We start from the raw sequence: 25,341 nt of genomic DNA, 5'->3' as shown, positions 1-25,341 counted from the left end.
TGGTGCGTTCAATACTGATTGCGATATTTGCGCGCGGCTCAGGCCGCCTGACGCTGGAATTCGGGCATGGACACGACGTGCGAGACAGCGCCGTCGTCGTCGTGATAGGCGACGAGGCAGCGGCCCGCGTTGCCGACGGCGATTTCGCGTGTGGCATGGTGGAAGACGTCGTCGCTGGCGGGCATCCGGCGCGTGCGGTTGGTGTTCATCGCGTCCATCTGGCGCCCGATGGTCCAGACAGTCATCGCCGCGGCGACGACCGCGATGCCGGTGATGCCGGGCATGAATGCGTCGATCGACAACTCCTCTGGACTCGCATTGGCAAGATGCCAGCGTATGTAGACGGCCGCCAGCACCCACATGCACAGCACGAGCGCCGGCCGCACGACGCGATACCACGCGACCGTGCGCATCGCCCGGCCCTTGCTGCATTCGGTTGCGAACTGGGCGACGGACTGCTTCGAGACATCGATGATCGGGAAATTCATGGTGTGTACCCTGCTCAGGAATGTTGACTGGACTGCGTGACGTCGAGCGGGCCGCCGAACTGCGGCTGCGCGACTAACCCCGTAGATGAATCGGCGATCACGGCGCCGCTCGAGCGGATACCGCGATCGGGACTGACCCAGCGCGCGCGCTGGCGGCGCCGCTGGCTGACGACGCCGGGCAATGCGATGACCGACGCGATCATGCTGATGGCCCAGAACGCGGCCGGATACCAGACGGTGTCGATGAAATAGCGCAACAGGTTGTTGTCGTAGCGCCGGTCGATCAGACAGCCGACCAGGATCTGCGCGCAGCAGGTGGCGAACAGCAGTACGCCCGTGCCACGCGGCACGAACGCGAAGCGCCACGTTTCAGGCAGCGTGAATATCGCGGTGGCCGCCATCATCACGAGCGTGAACAGCATGCAGTACGCCCAGACGATACTGATCGCGTATTCGAAGAAGATCGGCCACATCATCATGTTGCGGCGGGACAGCACCTCGCCCGCATACTTGAACAGCACCTGAATACCGCCCTTCGCCCAGCGCAGACGTTGCTTGTAGAGGCCGCGAAAGGTCTCCGGCATCAGGATCCAGCTCAGCGCGCGCGATTCGAAATGCACGTGCCAGCCTTGTACCTGGAGCTTCCAGCTAATGTCGATGTCTTCCGTCAACATATCGGAGCTCCAGTAGCCGACTTCCTGCAACGCGCGCTTGCGGAACATCGACACGACGCCCGACACGGTCAGCAAACGCCCGTACATATGCTGCGTGCGTTTGATGAGGCCGACGATCGACGAGAATTCGCCGACCTGCATGCGTCCGAGCAGCGACGAGCGCGTGCGGATGCGCGGGTTGCCCGTCACGGCGCCCACCGATGCGTCGTCGATGAAGTGGCGCAGCATCCAGCCGATCGCTTCCTTGTCGAGCAGCGAGTCGCCGTCGATGCACATCAGATACTCGGCGTCACTCAACATCGCGGCCGTCGTCAGGCCGATCGCCTTGCCTTCGTTCTGGTGCTGATGCACGACCACCAGCTTCGGGTAGACATCGACCAGCTCGTTGAGGATCGCGCCCGTTTCGTCATGGCTGCCGTCGTTGATCGCGATGATGTTGTAGTTCGGATAGTTCAACCGATCCAGACACGCGATCACCTCGCGCACGTTGTCCGCCTCGTTATAGCAAGGCACCACGACCGATACTTTCGGATACGACGGCAGCGGCCCGACAGCCGTCTGGCTCCCGTCCTTCCGTTCGATCAACAGATAGTGCAGCAGTCCGCCCACCATCCACAGATACGCCATCAGCAGCGGATAGTAAAAGACGAAGTTCGACACGACGCTCATCACATTTTTCATTGTTGTCCCCTAGCATGGGCTTGCGGTGGCGGTTTCACCCGACGCTCAGCCCAACATTCCCTGGTTGGTTCGCAGCGTGCCTTGCACCGACATCACGTCGCGCAAGACGGTCGTGTCCGGCCGGTTGGCGATGAAGTCGTCGGGCCCGTAGCCCAGATGCACGACGCCCGCCGCATTGAGCCGCTGCATCTGCGCGCGCAGCACCCTCGCTTCGACGGGGCGTCGGGACTCACGGTTGACGGCCGGCAACTCGAACACCGTTTTCGCCAGAGCGCCGGGCTGCTTTCTCACTGCCTTCGTGAGTCCGTCGAGCCATTCATCGTCGGGCCCTTCGCCGCCTCCAGGCGCGGCGACCAGTGCCACGAAGTCGTAGTTCGAGAGCGACGACGCGAGGCTCTGCGAGAAGTTGAGTTCCGCGTTCGCATCGAATACGGCTTCGGCGGGCAGCGTGCGCGCGGTCAACACATTGCCGCCGCCCTGATAGGCGCGCACGCGCTCGGCGAGCTGGTTCGTGAACGCGTTCAGATAAGCGGTCTTGCCGGTGGCCCAGCGCTGCATCAGTGGGTCCGATGCATGGATCTGCGCGATATCCGCAGGCAGGCCCCACGACCGGTAGATGGCAAGCGCCGCGGCACTCGTGTCTTCGTAGGCGTTGAGCGCCGCATCCGGGCCGAACACCACGCCGTTGAAGCTCGCGTAGCGGGTGAGGTCGTCGTAAAGGTCCTGAATCACGGCGCGCGCGACCGGATCGAATGGGCTGAGGCGCGGCATGCGCGCATCGCGCCCGGCATTTGGGCTGCCGGCCGCCACTTCGACGAGACGGCCCGCGGCCGGATGCTGCGGCGGCAAGGCGAACGCGAGCAGCGGCATGCGCGCGTAGACCTGCACGCCGGCGCGGGTGATCAGTTGCCACGCGGTGCGGTTGAACAGATCGGCGCGCATCGGCAGATGGCGGTTCGGGAAGTACGTCGCGCGTGCCACACCCGTGTTGTCCGGATCCGAATAGGCCTGCAGATACACCGACTTCGGTTCGAGATCCTTGATGCGGTCGAGCAGCCGGCCAAGCTTCTCTTCACTCTTGTGCGGATCCGGGTCGTACATCTCGTCGAGCGATACATTGACGACGCGCTCCACCGGGTTGTGCTCGCCGCGATACGCTGGTGACGAACGCATCTGCGCGATCATCGTGCCGACGTCCCAGTCGTACGACACGAGCAGGCGCCGGATGCGCGTGAGCGGCACGTCGGGCGTGTTCGGCCCGTCGTCCAGCGTGAAGTGCACGGCCATGCCGAGCGCCTGCGACGCCTTGATCAGCGCGGCGTTGTACATGCCATACGGCCATACCGCGGAGCGCACGGTGACGCCCGTGTTCTGTTTGATCAGGTCGGCGCTGCGCTGCAGGTCGCCCTGCACGCGGGCGTGATATTCGTCGTCGGTTTCGTAGCGTTTCAGATCGGCGAGATACAGATGCGCGCTGGCGGCGGGCAGCTCGTTGCCTTGCGGATTCGCGAGCGCGCCGTGGTGCATGTCGTGCGTGTGCGACGCGATTTCGACGAGACCGGATTGCGCCATGTCGCGCAGATCGTCCCAGCTCATGAAGTAGTCGGGCGGCATCACGGACTTGTGGCTGATCCGCACCGCCTGACCGGCCGGCGTATCGGTCCAGCGCGTCACGACGCCGATCAGCGCTGGATAGCCGTATTGCTGCAACAGCGGGAACGCGCGGGTGTACTGGCTTTTATAGGCATCGTCGAAACTGAGCAGCACGGCGCGCGGCGGCAGGCGCGGCCCGCCGTTGCGTGACGCGACGATCTGATCGACGCTGACCGGGTGAAAGTCTTTCGCCTTCAGCCACGCGAAGATCGTGCCGAGCGTCGCGGTGCTGATCGCGCAGGTGTCGGCGACCGTCGACACGTCCGCGTGGAGGTCGTCGCGCACGTCGTGGATCGCGAGCACGCGGAACGTGAGACCGTCGTCGGCGTCCGGCGGCGGCAAACGGTCGAGAGCGAGGCGCGCCTGCGCGGCGGGAACCGCGGCGAGCCCGGCGGCGAAAGCAAGAAAGCGTCTGCGGGTGAGCTTGTCCATGATGGCCTACAGGGGAATGTTCAGGTTCAGGTAGATGAGCTTGCTGGTCTCGCGGGTTCGGTCCATGCGCTGGCTCGCCACGCCGATGCCGTAGGCGAGCGACGCGTGCGCGCTGAACTGCCACTGCTGTTCGAGACGGACCTCCCACAGCATGCTGGTGCCGATGTCGGTCTGACGGTAGCCGCCGACCGTTGCATAGGCGCGGTTCGCGAGCGACTGGTCCGCGTTGCGCCACGAGGTCCACTGGTACATCGCGGTGAGCTGCGCGGTCAGGTCGCGATGCGGACTGAAGTACGCGGTGTTCGTGAGCGTGTTGCTGCTGGTGTTCAGCTCGACCCACGTCGCGACGAGGTGGCTGGGCGTGTTGATCAGGCGCTCGTACCACGTCGCCACCCACGACTGGTTGAAATTCGTGTCGCTGTAGCGCGAAGCGCCGTAACCGACCTCGAAGTAGCGGTAATCGTCCACCTCGTAGCGGATCTCGCCCGTCGCCGCGCGGCCCGTCACGCCCGCCTGATAGGCCTTCCACGGCAGCGTGTTGACGTTGCTGTCGACGCCCGCCGAGAATTTCCAGTGGTCGTCGGGCGCGAAGCTCAGACTGCCGGCGCCGCCCGTTTTCGCTTGCGGTCCCGTCGACCGGTCCACTTCGGCGGCTGCGTCGATGCCATGAAAGCGGAAGTCGCCGCCGATGCCGTTGCGAATGCGGCTCACGCTGTTGCCGTCGCCGGTGTTTGCGCGTCCGCTGAACTGATGCGCGAAGATGCGCCAGTAGTCCGCGATCGGCATCGAATAGAGTTGCGTATCGACGCCCCAGTCGTTGTCGGCGATGACCGAGTTGCCCTTCTGTCCGTTCGCCGCGACGATCAGTTGCGGGCTCTGGTACGCCTCGAAGTCGTGTTGAAACGTCTTCACCGTGTTGTTGTCCGGGAAGCGGTCGCCGAACGTCGCGTTGACCTGCGCAGCGCGGTCGTACTGATTCAGTTGCAACGCGGTCCTGCCGAGGCCCGCAAGCGTTTCGACGTCGCCAGGATGATCGACGAGCGTGCCCGTGTAGACCTGCTCCGCTTCATGCGGGCGCTGCTGGACAAGCGTTGCATCCGCTCGTGCGCTGATCAACGCGGGATCGAACGGCGCTTCGTGACGCAGCTTGTCGAGCGCCGCCACGCCTTCGCGGGTGCGGTCCGTGTAGAGCAGGTACTGCGCCTGCAGCTTCTTCACACGGCCATAGTCTTCGTTCACGTCTTCCGGATGCTCGGCGAGATCCGCGCGAATCGGCGTGCTCGCCGCGATCGACTTCAGCAGTTGCTGCGCATGCTCATAACGGCCCGCGTCGAGGTAGGCGAAGAAGAGACCTTCCTGCACGTCGATGCGCTTGAGCGCATGCGGTTCGAGCGACGGTGTGAGCGGCTCGACGGGCGTGTGCAACGCACGCTCATAAGCCGGCGCGGCCTTGCGCGGCTCGTCGAGATACGTGTAGGCGTCACCCGCGGCGGCGTAGGTACGCGCAGGCATCGGTTGCGGCGAGCGCGCGAGGTCTTCGTATAGCGCGATCGCTTCCTTCATGCGCCCGACACCTTGCAGTGCCGCGACACGTTCGGCGAGCACCGCACGGCGCAGGTCCTCGTAGCCGTCGCCGGCCGGTATGCGAGCGAGCATGTCGTCGATGTGCTGAAGCGCGGCTCGAGTCTGCGCAAGACGATCGGGCTCGTCCGTGGCGAGCGATTGCTGACGTCCCCAATGCACTTCCGTTTCAACGACGAGCGCTTCGATCTGCAGCAGATCATGTTCGGAGAATGCGTCCGCACTGGCACGCGCCTCCTGCAACGCAAGTTGCGCAGCGCCCGCGCTGGCTTCTTCAAAAACGCGTTCGCGAAGCTGGTCGCGTTCGGTCACGACCTTCCCTTGCACGACCGTACCTTTCGCGATGGTCCCTTCTGCAACGTTCCCCGGTGCCTCCGACGCAGCGCCCGGCTGCGCGGCGCAATAGTCACGCATCAACAGCATCAGCAGCAGGGCTGTCGCCTTGACTGCCGCGTGCTTGCGTCGGCTAGCGCTTTTGGTTTTCATGGTTCCTCGTTTGTCGATACCGACGTTCAGACAAATCGAGGCCATGCGTCATGCAAATGACGCATGGAACATGCTGTGAGCCCCCGAGGTCTGGCGTGCGGTGTGGAAGTTCAGCGTCTTATTCAGCATCCGGTCACAGCTATCGCGACGACCAGGTCCACTTGCGCGGCGAGGCATATAGCGAAGTTCGTACCAGCAGGTGTCCGATCCTTCACCGGCAACGATTCGACTGCTGAAAGATGTTGCGACGCAATGACTCGCAGTTAAATACGTTTCATCGGTGAACGGTTCGGAGAACGCGAAATCATCGTGGGGGACACGAATAGCCAGATGAAGCGAAGGGCTCGCGCGACGCAGATCGATGCACAGCAATGGGCTGATTGTGCAATTGCAGTAGAAGTCCGAAGTGTTTCAAACGTGATACAGCACGCCAGCCATGCATCAAGGACGACGCGTAATTCAACGACGCAGCATTGCTTCGATAGCGTCTTGATGCGTGGAAAAAGCCCAATGAAATCGTTCTTGAACGGAAATAAGCCAGACCATCTCGATGCTGAAGTGCGCAGACCACTTCTGAAACATTTGCCGCAAAGCCATGTCGCTATGCTTGTGGCAACGTCCTGGCGGCGCAGCGTTCACATGTGGGCAAACGCACAGAGACAGCATGTGCGCGTTGTGTATTGTCTCGCTGCGGAAGAAAGAAGAGAACAAATCGGCGACTCTCCGAGAGGCGCGAAGATCGCCATAAGCTTTACATCAGTGGTACTGATTAACAATGCGTGAGGCATCAGCGCGCCGCTCCCGCCTGTGCCCTGCCCGACTTCACACGCCAGTTCGCGACTGCGCCGAGCGCCATCAGCAGGCTGGTGCCGAGAAACACCGCGCGCATGCCGACGTGTCCGCCGACGAAACCGCCTAACAGAGGCCCGGCCACCTGCCCCGCGTACTGCGACGAGACCGAGTACCCAAGAATCGCGCCCGTCACGTTCGCCGGCACGTTGTGGCGGATCACGCTCGCGATGCACGGCAACAGGCCGCCTAACGCGATTCCCATCAGGAAACGCAGCACGATCAACTGCCAGCTCGCGGTGACGAACGCCTGCGGAACCAGCAGCAGCGCCGATACGGCGAGGCAGCCGACGATCACATTCCAGTGCCCGGCGCGATCGGCGAGCTTGCCCAGCCGCGACGATGACAGCACGCTGCCGAGCGCTGCGCCCGACATCACGAAGCCCGCGATCATCGTCACGCTTTGAGGCTTCGTGAGCTGGGCGACGTAGACGGTGATAATCGGCTCGATCGACATGTTCGCGACCATCAGCAGCAGACCTGTGGCAAGCATCGCGATGGCTGGCCGCTTGTCGTCGACCGATGCCCACGCGCCCTGCTTCGACGCGCTGTCCGTGCGCTTGCGCACCGGCTTTTCGCGGATCAGGAACGCCGTCGCGAGAAAGGCCACGAAGATCGCCGCGCCTTGACGCCGAGCTGCTCGACGTAGAGCGGCAGGAACGGCAGCAGCAGCGTCATCGCGACGATGGTCGTGAACGAGCCGAACACGCATACGCCAAGATTGCGCTGCCAGTGCGCGGTGGCTTCGTCGGCCGTCGTGGCCCTGCGCTTGCGGCGGCAGCGGTTCCGCCGATGGGACGTCGAGCTTGCGATTCATCTTTGGGAGTTTCCAGGTTGACTAAACTAGTGGCCCGCGCGCGACGTACTGTGCGACGTCTGCGGCGCGGCCGCCGTCAATGCCGCCGCATCCGATACCCCGACCGCACCACGCCATTAGTCCAGCCGAAACCGTCCTGTAACGGATACTCGCCGCCGCCCGCGGACTTGTCGCTCGCGTCGCCGACGAAGCGGATGTTTAATGCCCCATTTCTTTAAAAGCGCTAGCGACTAGCGCTCCGGACAGGGTCGCCGGGTGTGCCGATCTGCTTCCAGCGAAATCGCGCATTCGGATGAAGCAGCCGAACGGTGTGTGAGCCTTGCATTACTCAATAGGGACAGTTCTTTGTCCGCCAGATCGTAGCCCCTAGCGGACATTTCTTGCGCTTGATTTTTGATGGCCTAGCATTAACCTCACGTTTTGCTAATAGCAGTATTTCCAAGAGGTGGCTACATGAATAACGTACATAACGTTATCGACGCTTCTCGGCTCGTTGCAGCTTTGATCCTCGCCGGCATGGCGGCCTCGGGCGCACAAGCGCAAAGTTCGAACGCGGCACCGGCTGCGGCATCTGCGCCGGGTCTTGCAACAGCCGCTCAGGCGTCGTCAAACGCACTGAACCCATTCCCTCATGGCACGCACCCGTCTGGCGTCGGACCGAAAGTGCCGCCAGCCTTCGCTCTCGATGGATCGGACGTAGACAAACAGAACGGCGGAGACAAGATCAATCCGAATAAATTCCTCGACGATACCGGGCCGGCGGTGGATACGCCGTACCGAGCTCCCGAACCAGCGACTAAAGCTACATTGAGCCGGACACCAGGGGCCGTCGCCGCGCCAACCTTTACGACGACCGACTGGCCGACGTATGGCATGAACAGGCAGCGGACTGGGTATAACCCGGTCGAGACGGTGCTCACCCAGACCAACGTGAGGACGTTGGTACAGCACTGGAAGTCACCTGTCCTGGACGGTGCCATCCTGACTCAGCCGGTACTGGCTACCGGGGTAATGATCAACGGGGTGCCAACCGATATCGTCTATGTTGCGACAGAGGGGAATACTACATGGGCACTGAATGCCGCGACAGGGGCGGTCATTTGGAAAAGCGCCCCTATCCCTCAAGCTATCTTGACGTCGGCCTGCACCGGGCTGTTCCAAGGCAAGATCGGGGTGCAGGGCACGCCCGTCATCGACCATGCCAACAACCGGATTTTCGTTGCGAGCGGGCGAGGCTACCTGCATGCGTACAACCTCCAGACCGGCGTGGATCTCCCGGGCTTCAACCTGCCACTTCTCGACGCAAACAACGCTTCTCCAAGAACGATGGTCTATGGCGGCTTGACGCTCAGTCCCGATAGTTCGTCGATATACGTGGCGACAGCCGGCGACCCCTGCGATACGGAGCCGTACCATGGACAGGTCGTCCGCGCGTCCACCACCAACCCAGCCGCGATTCTGCAACGCTGGTACCCAGACGGCGCAAGCGGGCCAGACGGGGGCGGTATATGGGGTGTGGGAGGCGTATCGATTCCGCCTGATGGGACGGTCGTCTATGCACTCACGGGCAACGCATTCGCCAATCCGGAAAATGCCGCGTTCGCGGAGCACGTCGTGAAGCTCACGCCGACCCTGGCGGTAGCCGCGTCGAACTCGCCGCTTTCTCCGCCCCTCTCGGACTCCGACTTCGGCGCTACAGCATTGCTCTTCCAGCGTCCCACCTGCCCGACGATGCTCGCGGCCTACAACAAGTCCGGCAACCTCTTCATTTATAACCGAGCCACTATTCAGCAGCAGGGCCCCATTGAAAGGTTGACGATTTCCCTCAGTTCAGCCGAGGGCAGCAACATAGGCATTCCTGCATTCGACCCGGTGCTAAATCGGCTTTACGTCGTGTCCCCTGGCGGTTCGGGGAGCAACAACTTATACAAACACGGGGTCATCGCACTGTCGATCGACAGCAACTGTACTGTGAACCCCAAACCCGTGTGGCAGGCGCAAGTCGGCTTGAACAGATCCTCGTTCAACCCGGCTATCCCGCCCGTCGCCGCAAATGGTGTGGTGTATTACGCAGACGGTTTGGGCAACGACTTTTACGCATTGGATGCAGCGGACGGGACCATACTCTTCCACGACCAATACACGGCAGTTCAAACCGGCGAGGGTAACTTCGCGTCGCCGACGGTCGTGAACGGGCAAGTCTTCGTCGCCGGTAGCGACCACGTGGTTCATGCCTATGGCCTCTGACTACTAAATTCGTTAGGAATACGGTACCTTTTTCGCAAGAGTAACCACTCTGCCCTTATTGCGCGCAGCGATTCGCAGTATCGCGCCGCTGCGCGCGTCCTGCGGACACATCGCAATTCGATGTCGTCGACGCAGGCATTGCCGCGAGCGCTTCACGACATCGCGAATCTTTTTTAATAGTTGATAGCAGCGCGTTCCTTCGCGCTCGGGTCCTTTATTCACAGTGCCCTGACATCGAGTTCGACGAGCCTAATCGTCGTAGCTCACTTTGCGGCTGCCATGAAAATGGAAGACGTATTTCGATGTACGAATAACAGCGTCGCAGATTTGACTGATGGTTTGGCGGATTTTAGCGCACTGAAATGTCCGATAATTCATAAAACGTCCTCCCCGCAGTTGATTGGCTTAGAACAGCGACGCGCTATGGAATACGGCTTCACTTCATCTTCGCTTGTACTATGATGAACCGGTGCGTTCCGTCCTGTCTCTTGAGTAGTCGCGATCGGTGCTGCGACCGGACGCGCGGTTATTAGCATCGGCACCGTTGGTGTTGGCATATTCGTGATGCACGTGATGCCAGGTTCGGTGCCTTCCGATATTCGCATGTATGTTCCTTGGGCAATGTGCTCGTCGCTACCTACGAAGGAGTAGCATGACTGCATCCGGTTCTAACGTGGCATCGAGGCGAGTCGCCATTCTGGTCCTGCTCTGTCGCGACTACGCAGCGCTCGAACTCACCCTCGCCAGTCACATGGCGTACCGGCCAACAGGCGTCGAGTTCATCCTGCTTCAGAACTGCCGGGGCGGCTATGACGCGGAACGCACGCTTGCCGTGGCGCGGCGCTACGCAAGACTTTTTCCGGGCATCGTTCGGGTCGTCGACGACATTCCGCCTGGCCCACCCTATCGCACGATCAAAAAACTACTCTCGCAACCGGCGTTCGCCGAAATCGACTTGATCTGCAAGGTGGACGACGACGCCTTCCCGATCGCCGGCGAGTGGCTCGACAAGATGCTCGCCACGTACGACGCGGCGGAACATGAAAGCGCGAACGAGCTTGCCTACGTCACCCCGCTGATCAACAACAACAACTGGGGCTTCCCTGAGGTAATGCGTGTGATGAACCTGGAGCGCGAGTACTTCACGAGCCAGGCGCATCCCCATTTCGTCGGAGCCGACGGGGACAAGCGCTTTCCGATGCGAATCATCCCTGCGGAGCAGATCGAGATCGGCACCAATGGCACGATATGGGGCTATCCGCACATCGCGCGCTGGCTGCATGAACGGACCACGCTTCAGCCTGATGCTTTCATCGCTGCCACGCGGGACCTCGAACCTTGCGAAGTGCCGTCAGAATCGCGCTATTCGATCGGCTGCATTCTTTTTCGCAAGCGGTTATGGGACATGATCGACGACGGTGGGCTCGATGACGAGCACATGATGCATGTCTACTGTGCGCGGAACCGGTTGCGAATCGTCTGTGCGCGCAGTGTGCCATTCGTGCACATCGCGTACTTCTCCCAGCGCGAGGAGAACCGCGACATCGTCGATGCCGCTCGCGCGCTTTACGACGCGAGGCTTGGCCATCCCTTCCCGATTGCACTCTACGCGGACCGTGAACGCGATATCGAAGCACGGCTGCGCTGGCTCGAAGATCACCCGCCGCAGGCCACCAAGGGGAAGCTTGAAGCGTCGAAGCGTGTGAGCCGCGCGATCTATCGGCGAGTGCGCGCGCTGTGGAAAAACGGTCGTCGAGCGTGGTATGTCGTGACTGGCAAGCGCGATGCGACGAGCGGCCGACGCTCTCCGTCGCCATGACGATGCGCAAGATCCATCCCCGGATCTTCTATTGCTTCGTGAGAAGCCTCAATAGCCGCTGACCCTGCGAAATGCGTCATCTGGCACATAATGCAGAGCGCGCTGCTATCTATCGAATCGAGTGCGCACTGCGCTTGTTCATGGCGGTGACTCTGGTGCCGTCAACTATCCGAACGATCACGAATACACGAGGATTACGGAGTTTTTCGACGATCAGCGTATCGCCGGGTACGACGTCATCGGCCTTGATACGCTCGATGAACGCGCCGAGCGCGCCGCCTTTCTTTACGTGCTCGCCCTTGTGAGCGGACTTGCCGCGGTCCTCCATGCGTAAAGAGCGATCGAGTATCAGGCCGTGCTGCTTGGCCCACGCTTCCGCGTAGGCATCCTGCCGCGCGATCGAGCTACCGTCTGCCTGCTGTGAACTCGAAAGACGGGCGCATGGATAGATTCGCGGCGTGTTGCTTATTGCGCTTTGCGCTTTCGTTGACTTGGTTCATCTATCCTTGGCTAGCTTTGGCCGTGTTCGGATCGAAGAGCCATTTCAGACGTTCACAAGTTGGGTGATGCCGGTGCCTTTATCACTACGGCGCAGCAGCGGTACGGCATTCAAATCAATCATCCATGTTGTTACCCTAAGGGACTCGAACGTCCATTCGGAGCCCGATATGGCTGCGTTTTGCGCTTGGTATAGTGAAGCCACGGAAGATACTCTTTCAGCAGCCCCAGATAGGCGATGAGATTTTTCCGTCGCGCAGGATGGCTGCCTTTTACTGCATGGATGAACAACATTGGGTTGCCCAGCCGACCGCTCGCATAGGTTTTTCCTACGTAGCGTGTTCTGCCCCGCAGAACCTTGATCGACGCGCGCATTCCGTGTTGCGCGAGCGTCTGATTCAATTCCGACCACGCCACGCTGTGGTCCGCTGAGGCGACCGGCCGTGTATGCAACACGGCAAAACGGTCGACAATGCCAACCTTCCCTAGCGGGGCGACCTGTTTGGACCACAGAAAATCCAGACCCCAGCCTGTGCTGGTCCATCCAAAGCTGTCCTTTATCGCATGCAAGGCATTCGACGAGAAACATGGCACCATCACTTCCACGAAATTGGTTTCACGAAACTCGAACGCCCTGTTCTGCAACGTCGTTGCGTGACTGAAGTAGCTTCTCTGGTCGAGAGACGGTTGCGCGAGTGCGAAATTCTCCCGTTCTACATAGTCGAAGAACTCGTTGAGCGTTTGAACATCGGTCAGGATATCGTCGTCCGGGAGCCAGATGTAGCGGTATTGCAAAACCAATTCGGCGTTTCGCAACATGAAGTCGTGAAGACCTTCCCACTTTGATCCCTTGAATCGATGTATGGTTTTAGCAAAGTCGTCCGAAAAATTTTTGTCTTTCCCGTAGTAACTCAGTATCAGGTCAAAGCGCGGGGTCTGTCCGCCGCTGAACCATTGCGGATGCAAGGAGCGGTCTCCACACCTCAGAACGACCAGGTACTTTTCCATCTTCCGAACTCCCTATGCGATGCTCCGAATCTTCCAGTCAGTCCCAGGAAAGCGCTCAGGTGCCCGCTAGCACTCGCTGATTGCTGCACCCTGGATGAGCCCTTCCGCAGCTTTAAGCGACGCACCAACGACCTGGTCCATGTTGTAGTAGCGATACTGCGCGAGCCTGCCCACGAAAGTAATATCGGCAACTGTCTCCGCAAGCGCGTTGTAGCGCAGGAACAATGCCTCGTTTTCCTTGCGTGGAATCGGGTAGTACGGCTCACCTTCGGCTCGCGGATACTCCCTGACGATCGAGGTTCCCTGATGCTGCTGCCCGGTGAGGTGCTTGAACTCCGTAATCCTCGTGTATTCGTGATCGTTCGGATAGTTGACGGTACCTGTCGTCTGAAAGCGCTCCACGTCGCTCAGATGCTGGTGCTGAAAATCCAGGCTGCGGTACGGCAGCTTGCCGAAGCGATAGCCGAAATACGCGTCAATCCGTCCTGTGTACACAAGGTGTCCGCATTCGATACTCGCTTTCACCTCGTTATAGTCGGTCGACAGACGTACCTCGATGTCCGGACTGCCAAGCATCCTTTCGAACATCGCGGTGTAGCCTTGCGCCGGCATGAATTGATACGTATCGGTGAAGTACCGGTCGTCGTCGTTCGAACGTGTCGGGATTCGCGCAGCGACACCCGCGGACAGTTCAGAAAGATCGAGTCCCCATTGCTTGCGCGTATAGCCACGGAAAAACTTCTCGCACAGATCGCGGCCAACGCTGCTGAGCACCGCGTCTTCGCTGGTGGAGACGGTTCCTCGCGCTTCACGTACCGACTCGAGAAACGCCACGGTGGCCTGCTCGTTCAGGTCGAGGCCATATAACCTGTTGATCGTCGTGCGATTAATCGGTATTGGATAGAGGCCCCCGTCTACATAGGCCTTCACGCGATGCTCGTAGAAGCGCCAATCGGTAAAAGCCGACAGGTATTCGAATATCCGCTTGCTGTTGGTATGAAAGATATGCGGACCGTACGGATGGATCAGCACGCCGTTCTCATCGTGCCGGTCGTAGGCGTTGCCGCCTATATGATTCCGTTTGTCGACGACGAGCACGCGTTTTCCGCTTGCCGCGAGGCGTTCGGCACAGACCGCGCCCGCAAAGCCGGCACCTACGATAAGGAAGTCATATTTCATCTGTGCGCACCCTCGTTTGGAAAGCCGGAACCTTGCATTTGATCAGGTGAAGCGCCATCGAGGCCGTGACGAGAAACTCGGTGGCCAGCGCTGACATTGCCGCGCCCTGAGCGCCGTAAAACCATACAAGCGGCACGAGGATGGCAAGATTGAACAGGCCGGCGACGATCAGGATCTCGCTGACCTTCTTCTTCATGCCGAGCGGCAGCATCAGCTGAACGCCGAATACACCGCTCAGCCCGATGAGCAGTGGCATCGGCGCCATCCACTTCAGGACGATCACGGCCGGTTCGTACCCGGAGCCCATCGCGATACGAAGGATCAACTCGGCGCCGCCCCACAGCGCGACCGAAGCCAGCAACATGGACGAGACCGCCAGGTAAAACATCTTGCGCACCAGCGCAAACGCCTGGGCGGAGTCTTCGGAAAAGAGCGCCGTCACGCGCGGGTACACCGCGTTGGCGACCGGTACGAGCGGCGCCTGGGCGAGGTTGCGGATCTTGTCGGCGACGCCAAAGAAGCCAACAGCGGCATCCCCCGCAATAAATCCGAGCACCACGGTATTGGTGGTGGTGTACAAACTGATCGCTGCGGTGGAAATGAACGTGTGCCAGCCGTCACGAAGCGTCTCCAGGATCTCCGCCTTGCCCGGCACCATCGCGACAATCATCCGGTCTTTTACGATCAGGAACGAGGCGACGAGTCCGGCAGCAACCACGCTCATCGAGCTGATCAGCGAGGCGATCCACGTGTCGGCCGGCGAGTGCACCAGGACGAACGTGAGCGGAAGCAGCAGCAGCCGCGCGCTCAGCATCGAAACGGTAGTCAGCGTCATCTGCTCCAGGCCCTGAAACAGCCACTGCGGAAACAGCACCGTTCCGATCACGACCGGATAGGTCGCCAGCAGAACCGGCAGCAATTCGCGCAGCCTTGCCACGAACAACGCCGCTAACAGCAGCATCGCGAGGCAGACCACCGCGATCAGCGCCTTGGCGCCTTGTGTCGCCCAGAAGATCTTCGACACCGCGTACCGGTCATTCTGGACCCGTGCGACGTGGGCAGTCGATGACCAGTTGAAACCGTAGTCGGTCAGCAGTACGAGGTAGCCAATGATGGCTTGTGCGAAGATGTATGCGCCAAAGTGTTCCGGGCGCAGCACGCGCAACAGGTAGGGAATGGTTGCAAGCGGCAGCAGCATGTTAGCCGCCTGCAGGATGGTCAGCGCGACGATGTTCTGTCGGAGTCGATTCGCCATGGTTAGACCGTTTTCAATACTTCGATTAAAGTTCAGGACAAGCGCGGCATAAGCATAAGCCCATCATATATGTCATACGCACAGGGTCACCAGATTTCGTCGTCAGTAGGCGCGGCCGGTTGGGGTACGCAAACGCCGTGCCTTTCAGAGGGTTAAACGGATACTTCCAACGCGCTCTGCGTTATGTGCCAGATGGCGCATTTCGCAGGATCAGTGATGATTGAAGCGTCTCACGAAGCAATAGAAGATCCACGGATGGATCTTGAGCATCGTCATCGCAACGGAGAGCTTCGGCCGCCCGTCCGCATACATGCCGATCAGGTGCTTCACACGCAGCTTTTTCGAAACGCTATATAGGATCGGCCTCGCGAGCTCGTAGCTCGGCGCGGTCATAGCGGTGTGAAACGCGATCGTGCGGTATCCGAAGATGTATCTGAGCCGGAACAACAGACGTTTGTAGTCGGGAATCGGGAGGAACGCAGTGCGTTTTTCAACGCGGTCGATGATGACAAAAAGATCGACGACCCGCGGGTTGAAGCGCCTGGAAATTGCCGATTCGCGGAACATGTAGGAGTAAAGGCTGTCCGGAATGAGCCGCACGATTTTCGCGCTGGCGAGCGTCTGCACCGTCACGCAAATGTCTTCGTAGATGAGACCGCACGGATGGTCGGCCGCGACGAAAATGGAGCGGCGCACGAGTTTGTTCCAGCAAAAGGCTTGCAGTTCCAGTCCCATGAGTTTCTGCACGGCTTGCACGCCGGTGATGATGCAGTCGCCGGAATCGATGCGAGCGTTGACGGCGCCATCGGGGCTAACGTGTTCGGCGGCGAAAATGACGACATCGGCGTCGTGCTGATCGGCTTCGCGCAGCACGGTGCGAATCAGATCGCGATGAACGTGGTCGTCGCTGTCGACGCAGAGCACATAGTCGCCGCGCGCTTCCGATGCGGCGATTTTTCGCGTTTCAGCGAGCCCTTTATTGTCGGTGTTCCTGATCAACTTCCATGGAATGCGATCCTGTTGCGCGAGCAGGCGGGCGGCGATTTCACCTGAGCGATCGGGGCTGCTGTCGTCGACGGCGATGATTTCGAAATCAGTGCAGGTTTGTGACAGCAGGGAATCCAGACAGTCTTCGATATAGTCCTCGACCTCGTAGATCGGCAGCAGAACGCTGATTCTCGGCGCGGACATGGACAGGCTCCTGGAAGCTTCGGTTTCTCCGGGCCAAGCGATGCTCGTTGTTTTGCTCTGCAACTTTGACCTCAATCTTCGTCACCATCGTTGCCGTCAAGGCCGTAGCGCCGTTTGTCCCGGCAATCCCAGCGGTGACGACCTGGGAGTCCGGTGATCTTGCGGATCCTGAAACCATCGGCGACATACAGCGCTCCGTCACGCCCGAACGCGAGCCCCTTGGACCCGACAGCATCGCCTGAACCGCGAGACCGCCGTCACCCGCGTAGCCGCCGCACCAACCATGCACGAATGGGACATCTCATGACACACACCCTTGGATCTGTCCTGACGCAAGTAGTCGACGGAATGATCCGTCGACGCCCGTAGCGGGCGATCAGCCGGAAGGCAGGGTTTGAATATAGTCCTTCGCGCGAGGGCATTTGAAACACTGACCCGAAGCGCTGAAGATCTGGCGCGTTTGTGCGAGTGTATGCGTCATCCAGTTCAATGAACCATGCGAGAAAACTTCACATGTCCAGCGGGCGAAGCCCTACCGGGCGGTGACAAAGCTCCAAAGCGCTGCGCATTCTGTATCGCTGAACGTGTATTGCGGCATCGCTTTCTTCAGCTCGATTCCTGTCGGATCGACGCCGACATTCACGACACGGCAGAACGAGCCCAAATCGTAACGACTCGGCGGGCCGCCGCGTCGGCGGGTATCGCTGAGCAGATACTGGCTTGTCAACGGGGGCGCAAAAGACGCTGCGTTGTCCGCGTGGCCGTGGCAATTGATACACCGGACCGCATTGTCAGGCAGCGTACGATTGTCGACGGGTGGAAAGAGCTGAATGAAATCGATCTCGAACGGGAATAAGCCAGACCATCTCGATGCACGAGCGCGCAAAAACACTTCTGCAACGCTCGCCGCAAGATGTGTCGCAACGCTTGCGGCAACCCGCTTTCGGCGCAGCGTTCACGTGTGGGCTAACGCACAAAGCAAGCCTGTGCGCGTTGGGTATTGTCTCGCTGCACCAAAAGAAGAAACCCACGCCGGCCACGCTACGAATGCACGACAGTCAAACAGCCATCCCGATAACAAAAGCGTACGGACGCAGCAACACCGGGCGAGTAAGGTCCACCTGCGCGGGAACCGGCATGACGTCCTTCTCTCGCACCGTCTTCTCATCACAGATAAACGCGTGGAAAGACACCGTCCCCCCACGAAGCGTCAGTCGCACTTCACGCTCGCTATCGGTCAGATTGGCGATTACGATTCGAATCCGCTCCTGCGCGTCGCGCGCGGCCAAGCATGCGATCGCGGAGCGCTCCGCCGCCGCGACGGCGACAGCGAGCCTGTCGGACCCGGCCATCGCAGCCAGCGCGCGCGCTACTTCGTACATCGGATACCGCTTCACCCCATCGCTAACGTCTGCGAGACCTCGCTCGCCCGTCAACGCGCCTAGCGTCAATGTGTCGATCCGCGCACCTTCCAGCGCCGCCGCGTAACCGGCGAGCCACGCGCCGCCAAACAGCGCGGTTTGGCGCGGATCGAAGCCGGCCATCGCCATCCGTTCGCGGTGCGGATTGGGCATCACGCGCGAGCCGTACGGGTTCTGGCGCATGCCGATCGACACCGGACCGATTGCGTAGCGCTGAGCGCCCACCAGCGCGCGGCACGAGCGCGTGATGTGCGGAATCGCTTCCAGCGTTTGCATGACGCTGCGATCGTCGGCCGCGTGGACGATCGGACACGTCGCGTGGGTGACCCAATCCGCCAGTTCCAGCGGCGGCCGCTTGCGATTCAGTTCGGTGAAATAGCTCAGCATCCCGCCACCGATCCTGAGTCGCGGAAAGGCAGCGCGCGCGGCGCGATACACGTCGTCGAGCGCCGGACACGGCGGGCTGATGCTGCCCGGCGGGTTCGACTGCCGATGCACGCACGGACTGACGACGATGCCGACGATCTCCAACCTGGCCGCCTCGATCAACGCGGCCAGCGCATCGAGTTCGCGGCGCGGTTCATCGACGCCCGGCAGCGCGTATTCGAGCACAGCAGCAATACCCGCGCGCCGCTGCAATGCCGAGAATCGCTCGAGTTCGGCCAGCCCGTGACCCGCCACCGGATCGAAGCTCAACGTGAGTTGTTGGGGCGCAAGCCCGGCCAGCAGTTCGGGATGCGCGAGCGCCGCGTCGATCTCGCTGGCGGCAATCGCGACGCCGAGCGCCGGCATCGTTTCGGCCGCTTCCTGAACGAGGTCGAGCGTGATAGTCACCGCGTCGTTCTGCTCGGGGATCGACGGCGCGCGGGCGCTGCCAGGGAAAAAAACCCCGCTCCGCTCTTCGACGCTTAGGGTCACGCTCTGGCGCGTGGTAACACCCGCTTCGAGCGTGTAAGGCCAAGGCAATGCCAGCGGCCGTGAGTAGGTCTTGAACGATGCATCGGACCAGTTGCGCTGGTCTTCCATCTCGAACACGTCGCCCGCGAATGCGCAGCGCACCGTGAGCCCGCAGGCAAGGTCGTGTTCGATCGCGCAGATGTCCTTGAACGGCTGCCACGGATCGATCAGCTCAGGAAATGCCGATTGCTCGTGCGTTCCATCGCCATGCTCGACGCGTGCGGGCGCACCCGCCACACCGTCGATCGGATGCAGCACGCAGAATCCGCAGCGTGCCGTCAGAAAGGCATCCTGCGCGGTCACGGACGCCTCGAAGCGCAGCGCGCCATCGGCCGGGCAGACGATGCGCTGGTCGTAGTTCAGCACCTGTCCATCGGGATTCGCACACTGCGCCCGATAAGCGATGCGAAAGCCGTGCTCGTCCTCGTCGAGTTCGACGCCCTCCCGTTTTGGACGACAGGTGCCCCAGTCCTTATCGCGAACCAGCAACGCGACCGAGCGGATCACTTCGACATCGCGATAGCGGATTTCGCGCAACGCACCGTCGACCAGCAGCGCCGACCACGGGCCGGCCCGCACGCACCGCTCCGGTTCCCTGCTCTGCGTCGTGCCATAGCGGGCTATCGCGACGTCCACGCTCATTGCGCCTCCTTCGCAGCGGCGCCGTGCATCTCGGTCATCTCGATGCTGCGTCGTTCCCGCGCTGAAACATAAGTCGCCTCGACGAGCGCGAGCGTCGCGAGATTGTCGCGCCCGCTCGTCGCCGGCTCGACGCCGCGGCGCAGGCAATCGATCCAATGCGACTGAATGCTCGCCACGCTGCCCTGGATCGCCTCCCACGGCGCGCTCGCCCACGAAAGCGGCGGCGGCGCCACGTCGCGCATTTCGGTTCCCGCCGCGGTATGAATCTGCAACCGATAGTCCGCGAATAGCCGCAGCGTGCCCGCCGAACCATCCACTTCGACCAGCGTTTGCGGAAACAGCTCGCGCGGCAGCCGTGTCGCGTAACTGCAATCGACGATACAGGTCACGCGCTGCTCGTGGCTCAGCATGATCGTCGCAACGTCCTCGCCTCTGATCGCCGGATTCACGCGCGATGTGCTCGCATACAGCCGCTTTACGTCGCCGAACAGAAAACGCGCGATATCGAGCACATGAATGCCGAGATCCTCGACGATAAAGCGCTCGCCTTCGGCCAGATACGGTTGGCCGCTGAACACGTCGAACCCCGAGCGGAACGACACGCGTCCCCAGAACGGCTCGCCGATCTCGCCGCGATGCAAGGCCGCGCCGACCGACTGAATCGCGCTTTGCCAGCGGAAATTCTCGTGAACCATCAGTGCTACGCCCGCCTCGTGGCACGCGTCAACCATCGCGCGCGCATCGTCGAGCGAGCGCGCGAACGGTTTCTGACAGATCACTGCGAGCTTTGCCCGCGCGGCGAGTTCGACGAGCGCTTTATGGCTCGCCACCGTGGTTGCGATATCGACGAAATCCAACTGCTCTGCCGCCAGCATCGCGGCCGCATCGCTGTAAAGACGCTCGATGCCGAACTCGCGGCCGGCCGCCTGAAGCCGCGTTTGGTCTGCGTCGCACAGCGCGACGATGCGCGCCTCGCCGATTTCGCGCCACGCGTGCAGATGATTCCGCGAGAAAAACCCACAACCGATCAACGCGCCTTTGAACACTGTCTGTGCCCCGTTGGAATGCGTGTTCGTGCCCGCTCCGCTCATCGCTCAGCCCCCCGTCGCCGCTTGCTTCTGCAACGCGAAGCGCTGCTGCACGCGCCGCTGGATCTGGTCGACGACCACCGCCGCGACGATCACCACACCCTTGATCACGGTCTGCCAGAACGCGCTGACGCCCATCATCACGAGCCCGTCCGACAGAATCCCGATCACGAACGCGCCGATGATCGTGCCGCCGATCTTGCCGCGCCCGCCGGACATCGAGGTGCCGCCGAGCACGGCCGCCGCGATCGCGTTGAGCTCGAAGGTTTCGCCGCTCATCGGATGCGAGGCGACCAGTTCCGACGCGATGATCAAGCCGACGATCGCCGCGCACAGCCCCGAGAACATATAGACGAACATCTTCACGCGATTGACTCGCACGCCGGACAATTGCGCCGCGCGCTCGTTGCTGCCGACCGCGTAGATCTGACGGCCGAGTGGCGTGCGCCCGGCGATGTACGCGGCGATCGCGCCGACCGCGACGAGCAGCCAGATCGTCAACGGAATCCCGAGGATCGTCGCCGAGCCGATGACCGGAAAGCCGGTGGTGCCGTAGTCCGGGTCGCCGGTCAGATTCGGGAACGTCTCGCCGTTCGACGACAGCAGCGCGGCGCCGCGTGCGATATACAGCGTGCCGAGCGTCGCGATGAACGGCGCAACGTTCAGCCGCGTAATCAGCAGTCCGTTGATCGCGCCGACCGCGACGCCCGTCAGCAGCGCGACGACGATCACTTCGGGCACGCTCAGGTAAAGCGTGTATTCGTCGCCGAGCGGGATGCCGTGCAGAATCAGCCCGCCCGCCACCATGCCCGACAGGCCGACGATCGACCCGACCGACAGATCGATGCCGCCCGCCACGATCACGAAGGTCATGCCGATCGCGAGAAAGGCATTGAGCGCGACATGGCGCGACATGATCAACAGGTTCTCCCAGCTCACGAAGTTGTGCGCCGCGAACGAGAAGAAAATCACCACCGCGAACAACGCGATGAACGTGCGCAGTTTCAACAGCAACAGGAGCGGCGCCTCGCTCAGGCTCGCGCCCGACATCTCGCCCTTCAAGATGATCGCCATCCGGTTCTCCCTCATGCAGTGATTGTGTGGTTGGATGCGCTGACGTGAGCGGTACGATGCCCGATCGCCGATGCGGCGACGAGCGCGTCCTGGGTCGCGTCGGCGGCGTCGAATTCGGCGGTCAGCCGCCCGTTCGACATCACCAGAATGCGGTCGGACAGCGCCATCACCTCTTCCAGATCCGACGTGACGAAGAGAATGCCGAGCCCTTTCACGGCCAGATCGCGCATCACCTTGAAGATGTCCGCCTTCGCGCCGACGTCGATGCCGCGGCTCGGCTCGTCCATCAGCAGCACGGTGGGCGTGGTCATCAGCGCGCGCGCGATCACCACCTTTTGCTGATTGCCGCCCGACAGCGAGCTGACCGGCAGCCGCCAGTCCGCGACTTTGATCGCGAGCTCGCGGATGAACTGGCCGATCGAGCGCTGCTCGCGCGCGGAATTGATATGAAAGCCGCGCGCGAACTCGGCGAGGCTCGCGATCGTCATGTTCTCGCCGATCGACAGCACCGGTAACAGCGCATCGGTCTTGCGATCCTCGGGAATCAGTGCGATGCCCGCCGCGACCCGGCCCGCCACCGGCTTGCCGCGCAGCGGCTTACCGTTGAGCATGACCTCGCCGCTCGCGTGGCGGTGACAGCCGAGAATGCACTCGAACAGCTCCGAGCGCCCCGCGCCCATCAGCCCATACATGCCGACGATTTCACCGGCATGCAGCGTCAGCGACACATGATCGACCGTGAAGCCGTGGGTTTTGCCCGGCAGCGATATGTCTCGCACGCACAGCACCTCGTCGCCGCGGGTGTGTCCGATCGGCCGCGAGAAATCCTTGGTATCGCGGCCCACCATCTGGCGCACGATCCACGGCACGTCGACCTGTGCCATCGGCTGATGGCCGGTGATATGGCCATCGCGCAGCACCGTGATGTAGTCGCCGATCCGGACCAGTTCCTCTAGCCGATGTGAGATGTAGACGATCGCCACGCCCTGCGCTTTCAGTTCGGCGATGACCCGGAACAGTACGTCGACTTCGGCCGCGCTCAGCGCTGAAGTCGGTTCGTCGAGAATCAGCACACGCGCATCGTGCGCGAGCGCTTTCGCGATCTCGACCAGCTGCTGCTGGCCGATGCGCAGATCCTCGACCAGCGTGTCCGGACTCAGGTCGAGTTCAAGACGCGCGAGCAGCTGCCGCACACGCTGCCGTTGTGCATCGATGTCGATGTGTACGCCGGCACGCGTGAGTTCGTGCGCGATGAAGACGTTCTCGGCAATCGACAGGTTCGGAAACAGATTGAGTTCCTGATACACAATGCCGATGCCTCGCTGCAATGCGTGCGCGCTGTTTTCCAGCTCGATCGGCGCGCCGTCGAGCATCAGCCGTCCCGACGTGGGCTTCTCGGCGCCCGCGATGATCTTCATCAGCGTGGACTTGCCTGCGCCGTTTTCGCCGACCAGCACGTTCACGGCCGCGCGCCGCACCGCGAAGTTCACTTCCTTGAGCGCGATCGTGCCCGGATAGACCTTCGTCACCGCCTCGACTTGCAGAATCACCTCGTCCCGAGTGTGCGTCGCGCTCATGGCTTGTCTCCGACGGCAATGGCGAGCGGCACGACTTCCGGCTGTTGCGCCGACGAGTCGTACGAGAACGCACCGGTCACGGTGATTTCCTTGCCCTTCAGGCCGTCGCGCGATAGCGGTTTCATCACATGCGTCGCGGCATAGCTGTTGAGCGCCGAGCCGAACTGCGCGTATTCGATCTGATTGCGAAAGCTCTCGAACGAGATGAAATCGAGCGTGTCGCGCAGCGTGGTGCCGAGCACCGTCGGGCCGATATCGACGATCACGTCGACCTTGCCGCCGCCATCGACATCGACGCCGACCGTGCCCTGGCTCGATTGCGTGTCCACTTCGACGATCTTGCCGTGCAGCTTGGTCGGAAAATTCCACGGCGCGCTGTCGTCTTTGCCGCGATAGCCGTACTTTCGGCCCGCCGCGTCCGGGTCCGCGTTGATCGCGTCGCGCAACGTCGGGTAGTCGGTCGCGCGCTTCTCGACATCGGGCAGGATCTTGCTGGACCACATCGACGCGACCATCGCGTTCGGATCGTAACCCGCGGATGCGTACGCATCGCGCGAATGTTTCGACGCCTGCGCGTCATGCTTGACCAGCTTGCAGCCGGTCAGCGCACCGCTCATCGCGATGATGACGAGCGCGCCGCAGATGCAACCTCTCATGGTTCACCTCATGCCACACCGATGGAACAGCATGTCGCGCCGCGGCGATGCTCCCCGGCATCGTCGCGGCGCTCCGCGATCAGCGCAGCGCGAACATGTCGAGCTTGCCGGCGTTCGCCTTGGTGATCAGCGTGCAGTTGATCAGCTGCTTTTCGGGCTTGCCGGTCGAGCCCGTCTTCAGATACTTGTCCGCCTGTTCGACCGCTTCGTTGGCGGCCAGCGCGGCCGGCTGCAGCACGGTCGCGCGGATTTCGTCGCGCTTGATCGCGTCGCGCACGTCGTTGCTGCCGTCGAAGCCGACCACGATCACGTCCGGCCGTTTTGCCGCTTTCAGCGCGGCCGACGCGCCCATCGCCATCGTGTCGTTGCCGGCGATCACACCCTTGATGTCGGGATGGCTTTGCAGAATCGTTTCCATCACCCGGTACGCTTCCGTTTGGCTCCAGTTCGCCGATTGCCGCTCGACCATCTTCAGGTTCGGGAACTGATCGATCACATCGTGATAGCCCTTCGAGCGGATACCCGCGTTGATATCGGACTCGCGTCCGACCAGTTCGACGTAATTGCCCTTCTCGCCCAAGGCCTTGACGAACGCGCGGCCGCCAAGTTGCGCGCCCTGATAGTTGTTCGACACGATCTGCGCGACCGCGATGCCGGTCGCGTTGATTTCGCGGTCGATCAGGAACGCCGGAATGCCCGCGTCTTTCGCCTTCTTGACCGCCGAGATCGACGCCTCTGAACCGGCGTTGTCGAGCACGATCGCCTTCGCGCCGCGCGCAATCGCGGTGTCGACGAGTTGCGACTGCTTGTTCGCGTCGTCGTCGTGAACCAGCACGATGGTGCTGTAGCCGAGCGCCTTCGCGCGGGCATCCGCGGTATCGGCTTCGGCCTTGAAGAACGGATTGTCGTGCGACGGCGTGATGATGGCGATCAGGCCGGCCGCCTGCGCGCTCGTCGTACCGACGACCGCCAGGGCAACCAACGCGAGGGCGAACAACCGCTTCGATGCTGTCATGGTCTGTCTCCTGTGTACTTCGTTATCGGGTACCGCTATATCAAGCACTGCGT

At 61.6% G+C, this 25,341-nt stretch carries 20 protein-coding genes and 1 pseudogene; 3 read left to right on the top strand and 18 right to left on the bottom strand.

What is annotated here, in order from left to right; genetic code table 11:
- Positions 1–38 precede the first annotated feature (38 nt).
- Genes BJG93_RS30500 through pgaA form a run of 4 tightly spaced genes read right to left on the bottom strand, consistent with a single transcriptional unit; the run spans position 39 to position 5,995 of the window.
- Positions 39–488, bottom strand: a complete 450-nt coding sequence (locus BJG93_RS30500; protein ID WP_027194953.1) for a hypothetical protein — start codon at positions 486–488, stop codon at positions 39–41.
- A 14-nt stretch (positions 489–502) separates the two neighbouring features.
- Positions 503–1,843: a poly-beta-1,6-N-acetyl-D-glucosamine synthase gene (pgaC, locus tag BJG93_RS30495; protein WP_051374223.1), complete on the bottom strand. Its 1,341-nt coding sequence runs from the start codon at positions 1,841–1,843 to the stop codon at positions 503–505.
- 45 nt (positions 1,844–1,888) lie between these two features.
- Complete coding sequence (pgaB, locus tag BJG93_RS30490) at positions 1,889–3,928, bottom strand: poly-beta-1,6-N-acetyl-D-glucosamine N-deacetylase PgaB (RefSeq protein ID WP_027194952.1); 2,040 nt, start codon at positions 3,926–3,928, stop codon at positions 1,889–1,891.
- Between the two features lie 6 nt (positions 3,929–3,934).
- Complete coding sequence (pgaA, locus tag BJG93_RS30485) at positions 3,935–5,995, bottom strand: poly-beta-1,6 N-acetyl-D-glucosamine export porin PgaA (RefSeq protein ID WP_027194951.1); 2,061 nt, start codon at positions 5,993–5,995, stop codon at positions 3,935–3,937.
- 330 nt (positions 5,996–6,325) lie between these two features.
- Between pgaA and BJG93_RS30480 the strand changes: the two genes are divergently transcribed.
- A complete protein-coding gene (locus BJG93_RS30480; protein WP_154671715.1) occupies positions 6,326–6,778 on the top strand; it encodes a hypothetical protein in 453 nt (150 codons plus the stop codon).
- A 4-nt stretch (positions 6,779–6,782) separates the two neighbouring features.
- Here BJG93_RS30480 and BJG93_RS30475 read toward each other — a convergent pair.
- Both BJG93_RS30475 and BJG93_RS30470 read right to left on the bottom strand, forming a co-directional pair.
- Positions 6,783–7,661 (bottom strand): annotated as a pseudogene (locus tag BJG93_RS30475) (MFS transporter).
- Positions 7,662–7,737: 76 nt separating this feature from the next.
- Positions 7,738–7,857, bottom strand: a complete 120-nt coding sequence (locus BJG93_RS30470) for a trehalase family glycosidase (protein WP_154677416.1) — start codon at positions 7,855–7,857, stop codon at positions 7,738–7,740.
- Between the two features lie 257 nt (positions 7,858–8,114).
- Between BJG93_RS30470 and BJG93_RS30465 the strand changes: the two genes are divergently transcribed.
- Positions 8,115–9,908: an outer membrane protein assembly factor BamB family protein gene (locus BJG93_RS30465; protein WP_027194950.1), complete on the top strand. Its 1,794-nt coding sequence runs from the start codon at positions 8,115–8,117 to the stop codon at positions 9,906–9,908.
- Positions 9,909–10,560: 652 nt separating this feature from the next.
- Positions 10,561–11,727, top strand: coding sequence for a hypothetical protein (locus tag BJG93_RS30460; RefSeq protein WP_027194949.1), 1,167 nt, complete (start codon positions 10,561–10,563; stop codon positions 11,725–11,727).
- Positions 11,728–11,836: 109 nt separating this feature from the next.
- On the opposite strand, the gene BJG93_RS36575 is transcribed toward BJG93_RS30460, so the two are convergent.
- The 12 genes from BJG93_RS36575 to BJG93_RS30400 form a co-directional block, all read right to left on the bottom strand.
- The gene (locus BJG93_RS36575; protein ID WP_407675358.1) at positions 11,837–12,127 is read right to left on the bottom strand and encodes a recombinase family protein; all 291 of its coding nucleotides are present in this window, start codon (positions 12,125–12,127) and stop codon (positions 11,837–11,839) included.
- A gap of 230 nt (positions 12,128–12,357) precedes the next feature.
- Positions 12,358–13,233 carry a DUF707 domain-containing protein gene (locus BJG93_RS30450; RefSeq protein WP_027194947.1) on the bottom strand — a complete coding sequence of 292 codons (876 nt, stop codon included), beginning with the start codon at positions 13,231–13,233 and terminating at the stop codon, positions 12,358–12,360.
- A gap of 66 nt (positions 13,234–13,299) precedes the next feature.
- Positions 13,300–14,412 carry a UDP-galactopyranose mutase gene (gene glf, locus BJG93_RS30445; protein ID WP_027194946.1) on the bottom strand — a complete coding sequence of 371 codons (1,113 nt, stop codon included), beginning with the start codon at positions 14,410–14,412 and terminating at the stop codon, positions 13,300–13,302.
- Complete coding sequence (locus tag BJG93_RS30440; RefSeq protein WP_027194945.1) at positions 14,402–15,667, bottom strand: flippase; 1,266 nt, start codon at positions 15,665–15,667, stop codon at positions 14,402–14,404. The genes glf and BJG93_RS30440 overlap by 11 nt, the downstream gene beginning before the upstream one ends.
- A 210-nt stretch (positions 15,668–15,877) precedes the next feature.
- Positions 15,878–16,858 (bottom strand): glycosyltransferase family 2 protein, encoded by a 981-nt coding sequence (locus tag BJG93_RS30435; protein WP_027194944.1) that lies wholly within the window; start codon positions 16,856–16,858, stop codon positions 15,878–15,880.
- A 532-nt stretch (positions 16,859–17,390) separates the two neighbouring features.
- The gene (locus BJG93_RS30430) at positions 17,391–17,744 is read right to left on the bottom strand and encodes a hypothetical protein (RefSeq protein ID WP_231337664.1); all 354 of its coding nucleotides are present in this window, start codon (positions 17,742–17,744) and stop codon (positions 17,391–17,393) included.
- 172 nt (positions 17,745–17,916) lie between these two features.
- Positions 17,917–19,878, bottom strand: coding sequence for a D-apionate lactonase (gene apnL, locus BJG93_RS30425; protein WP_034477650.1), 1,962 nt, complete (start codon positions 19,876–19,878; stop codon positions 17,917–17,919).
- Positions 19,875–20,969, bottom strand: coding sequence for a Gfo/Idh/MocA family protein (locus tag BJG93_RS30420; RefSeq protein WP_051374220.1), 1,095 nt, complete (start codon positions 20,967–20,969; stop codon positions 19,875–19,877). The genes apnL and BJG93_RS30420 overlap by 4 nt, the downstream gene beginning before the upstream one ends.
- 3 nt (positions 20,970–20,972) lie before the next feature.
- Entirely contained in the window at positions 20,973–22,040 is a 1,068-nt protein-coding gene (locus BJG93_RS30415; protein WP_051374219.1) for an ABC transporter permease, read from the bottom strand.
- Between the two features lie 11 nt (positions 22,041–22,051).
- Complete coding sequence (locus BJG93_RS30410; protein WP_027194941.1) at positions 22,052–23,617, bottom strand: sugar ABC transporter ATP-binding protein; 1,566 nt, start codon at positions 23,615–23,617, stop codon at positions 22,052–22,054.
- A complete protein-coding gene (locus BJG93_RS30405) occupies positions 23,614–24,273 on the bottom strand; it encodes a DUF2291 family protein (RefSeq protein WP_034477646.1) in 660 nt (219 codons plus the stop codon). Before BJG93_RS30405 ends, BJG93_RS30410 begins: the two co-directional genes overlap by 4 nt.
- Before the next feature lie 79 nt (positions 24,274–24,352).
- Entirely contained in the window at positions 24,353–25,288 is a 936-nt protein-coding gene (locus tag BJG93_RS30400) for a D-ribose ABC transporter substrate-binding protein (RefSeq protein ID WP_027194939.1), read from the bottom strand.
- Between the last annotated feature and the right edge of the window lie 53 nt (positions 25,289–25,341).

The sequence above is a fragment of the Paraburkholderia sprentiae WSM5005 genome, from assembly GCF_001865575.2.
GTDB lineage: Bacteria > Pseudomonadota > Gammaproteobacteria > Burkholderiales > Burkholderiaceae > Paraburkholderia > Paraburkholderia sprentiae.
This window is presented reverse-complemented; position numbering and strand designations above follow the sequence as displayed.

Excerpts from the sequence above, each read along its gene's own strand:
- BJG93_RS30500 (WP_027194953.1), bottom strand. The coding sequence starts at position 488 with ATGAATTTCCCGATCATCGATGTCTCGAAGCAGTCCGTCGCCCAGTTC.
- pgaC (WP_051374223.1), bottom strand. The coding sequence starts at position 1,843 with ATGAAAAATGTGATGAGCGTCGTGTCGAACTTCGTCTTTTACTATCCG.
- pgaB (WP_027194952.1), bottom strand. The coding sequence starts at position 3,928 with ATGGACAAGCTCACCCGCAGACGCTTTCTTGCTTTCGCCGCCGGGCTC.
- pgaA (WP_027194951.1), bottom strand. The coding sequence starts at position 5,995 with ATGAAAACCAAAAGCGCTAGCCGACGCAAGCACGCGGCAGTCAAGGCG.
- BJG93_RS30480 (WP_154671715.1), top strand. The coding sequence starts at position 6,326 with ATGAAGCGAAGGGCTCGCGCGACGCAGATCGATGCACAGCAATGGGCT.
- BJG93_RS30465 (WP_027194950.1), top strand. The coding sequence starts at position 8,115 with ATGAATAACGTACATAACGTTATCGACGCTTCTCGGCTCGTTGCAGCT.
- BJG93_RS30460 (WP_027194949.1), top strand. The coding sequence starts at position 10,561 with ATGACTGCATCCGGTTCTAACGTGGCATCGAGGCGAGTCGCCATTCTG.
- BJG93_RS30450 (WP_027194947.1), bottom strand. The coding sequence starts at position 13,233 with ATGGAAAAGTACCTGGTCGTTCTGAGGTGTGGAGACCGCTCCTTGCAT.
- glf (WP_027194946.1), bottom strand. The coding sequence starts at position 14,412 with ATGAAATATGACTTCCTTATCGTAGGTGCCGGCTTTGCGGGCGCGGTC.
- BJG93_RS30440 (WP_027194945.1), bottom strand. The coding sequence starts at position 15,667 with ATGGCGAATCGACTCCGACAGAACATCGTCGCGCTGACCATCCTGCAG.
- BJG93_RS30435 (WP_027194944.1), bottom strand. The coding sequence starts at position 16,858 with ATGTCCGCGCCGAGAATCAGCGTTCTGCTGCCGATCTACGAGGTCGAG.
- apnL (WP_034477650.1), bottom strand. The coding sequence starts at position 19,878 with ATGAGCGTGGACGTCGCGATAGCCCGCTATGGCACGACGCAGAGCAGG.
- BJG93_RS30420 (WP_051374220.1), bottom strand. The coding sequence starts at position 20,969 with ATGAGCGGAGCGGGCACGAACACGCATTCCAACGGGGCACAGACAGTG.
- BJG93_RS30415 (WP_051374219.1), bottom strand. The coding sequence starts at position 22,040 with ATGGCGATCATCTTGAAGGGCGAGATGTCGGGCGCGAGCCTGAGCGAG.
- BJG93_RS30410 (WP_027194941.1), bottom strand. The coding sequence starts at position 23,617 with ATGAGCGCGACGCACACTCGGGACGAGGTGATTCTGCAAGTCGAGGCG.
- BJG93_RS30405 (WP_034477646.1), bottom strand. The coding sequence starts at position 24,273 with ATGAGAGGTTGCATCTGCGGCGCGCTCGTCATCATCGCGATGAGCGGT.
- BJG93_RS30400 (WP_027194939.1), bottom strand. The coding sequence starts at position 25,288 with ATGACAGCATCGAAGCGGTTGTTCGCCCTCGCGTTGGTTGCCCTGGCG.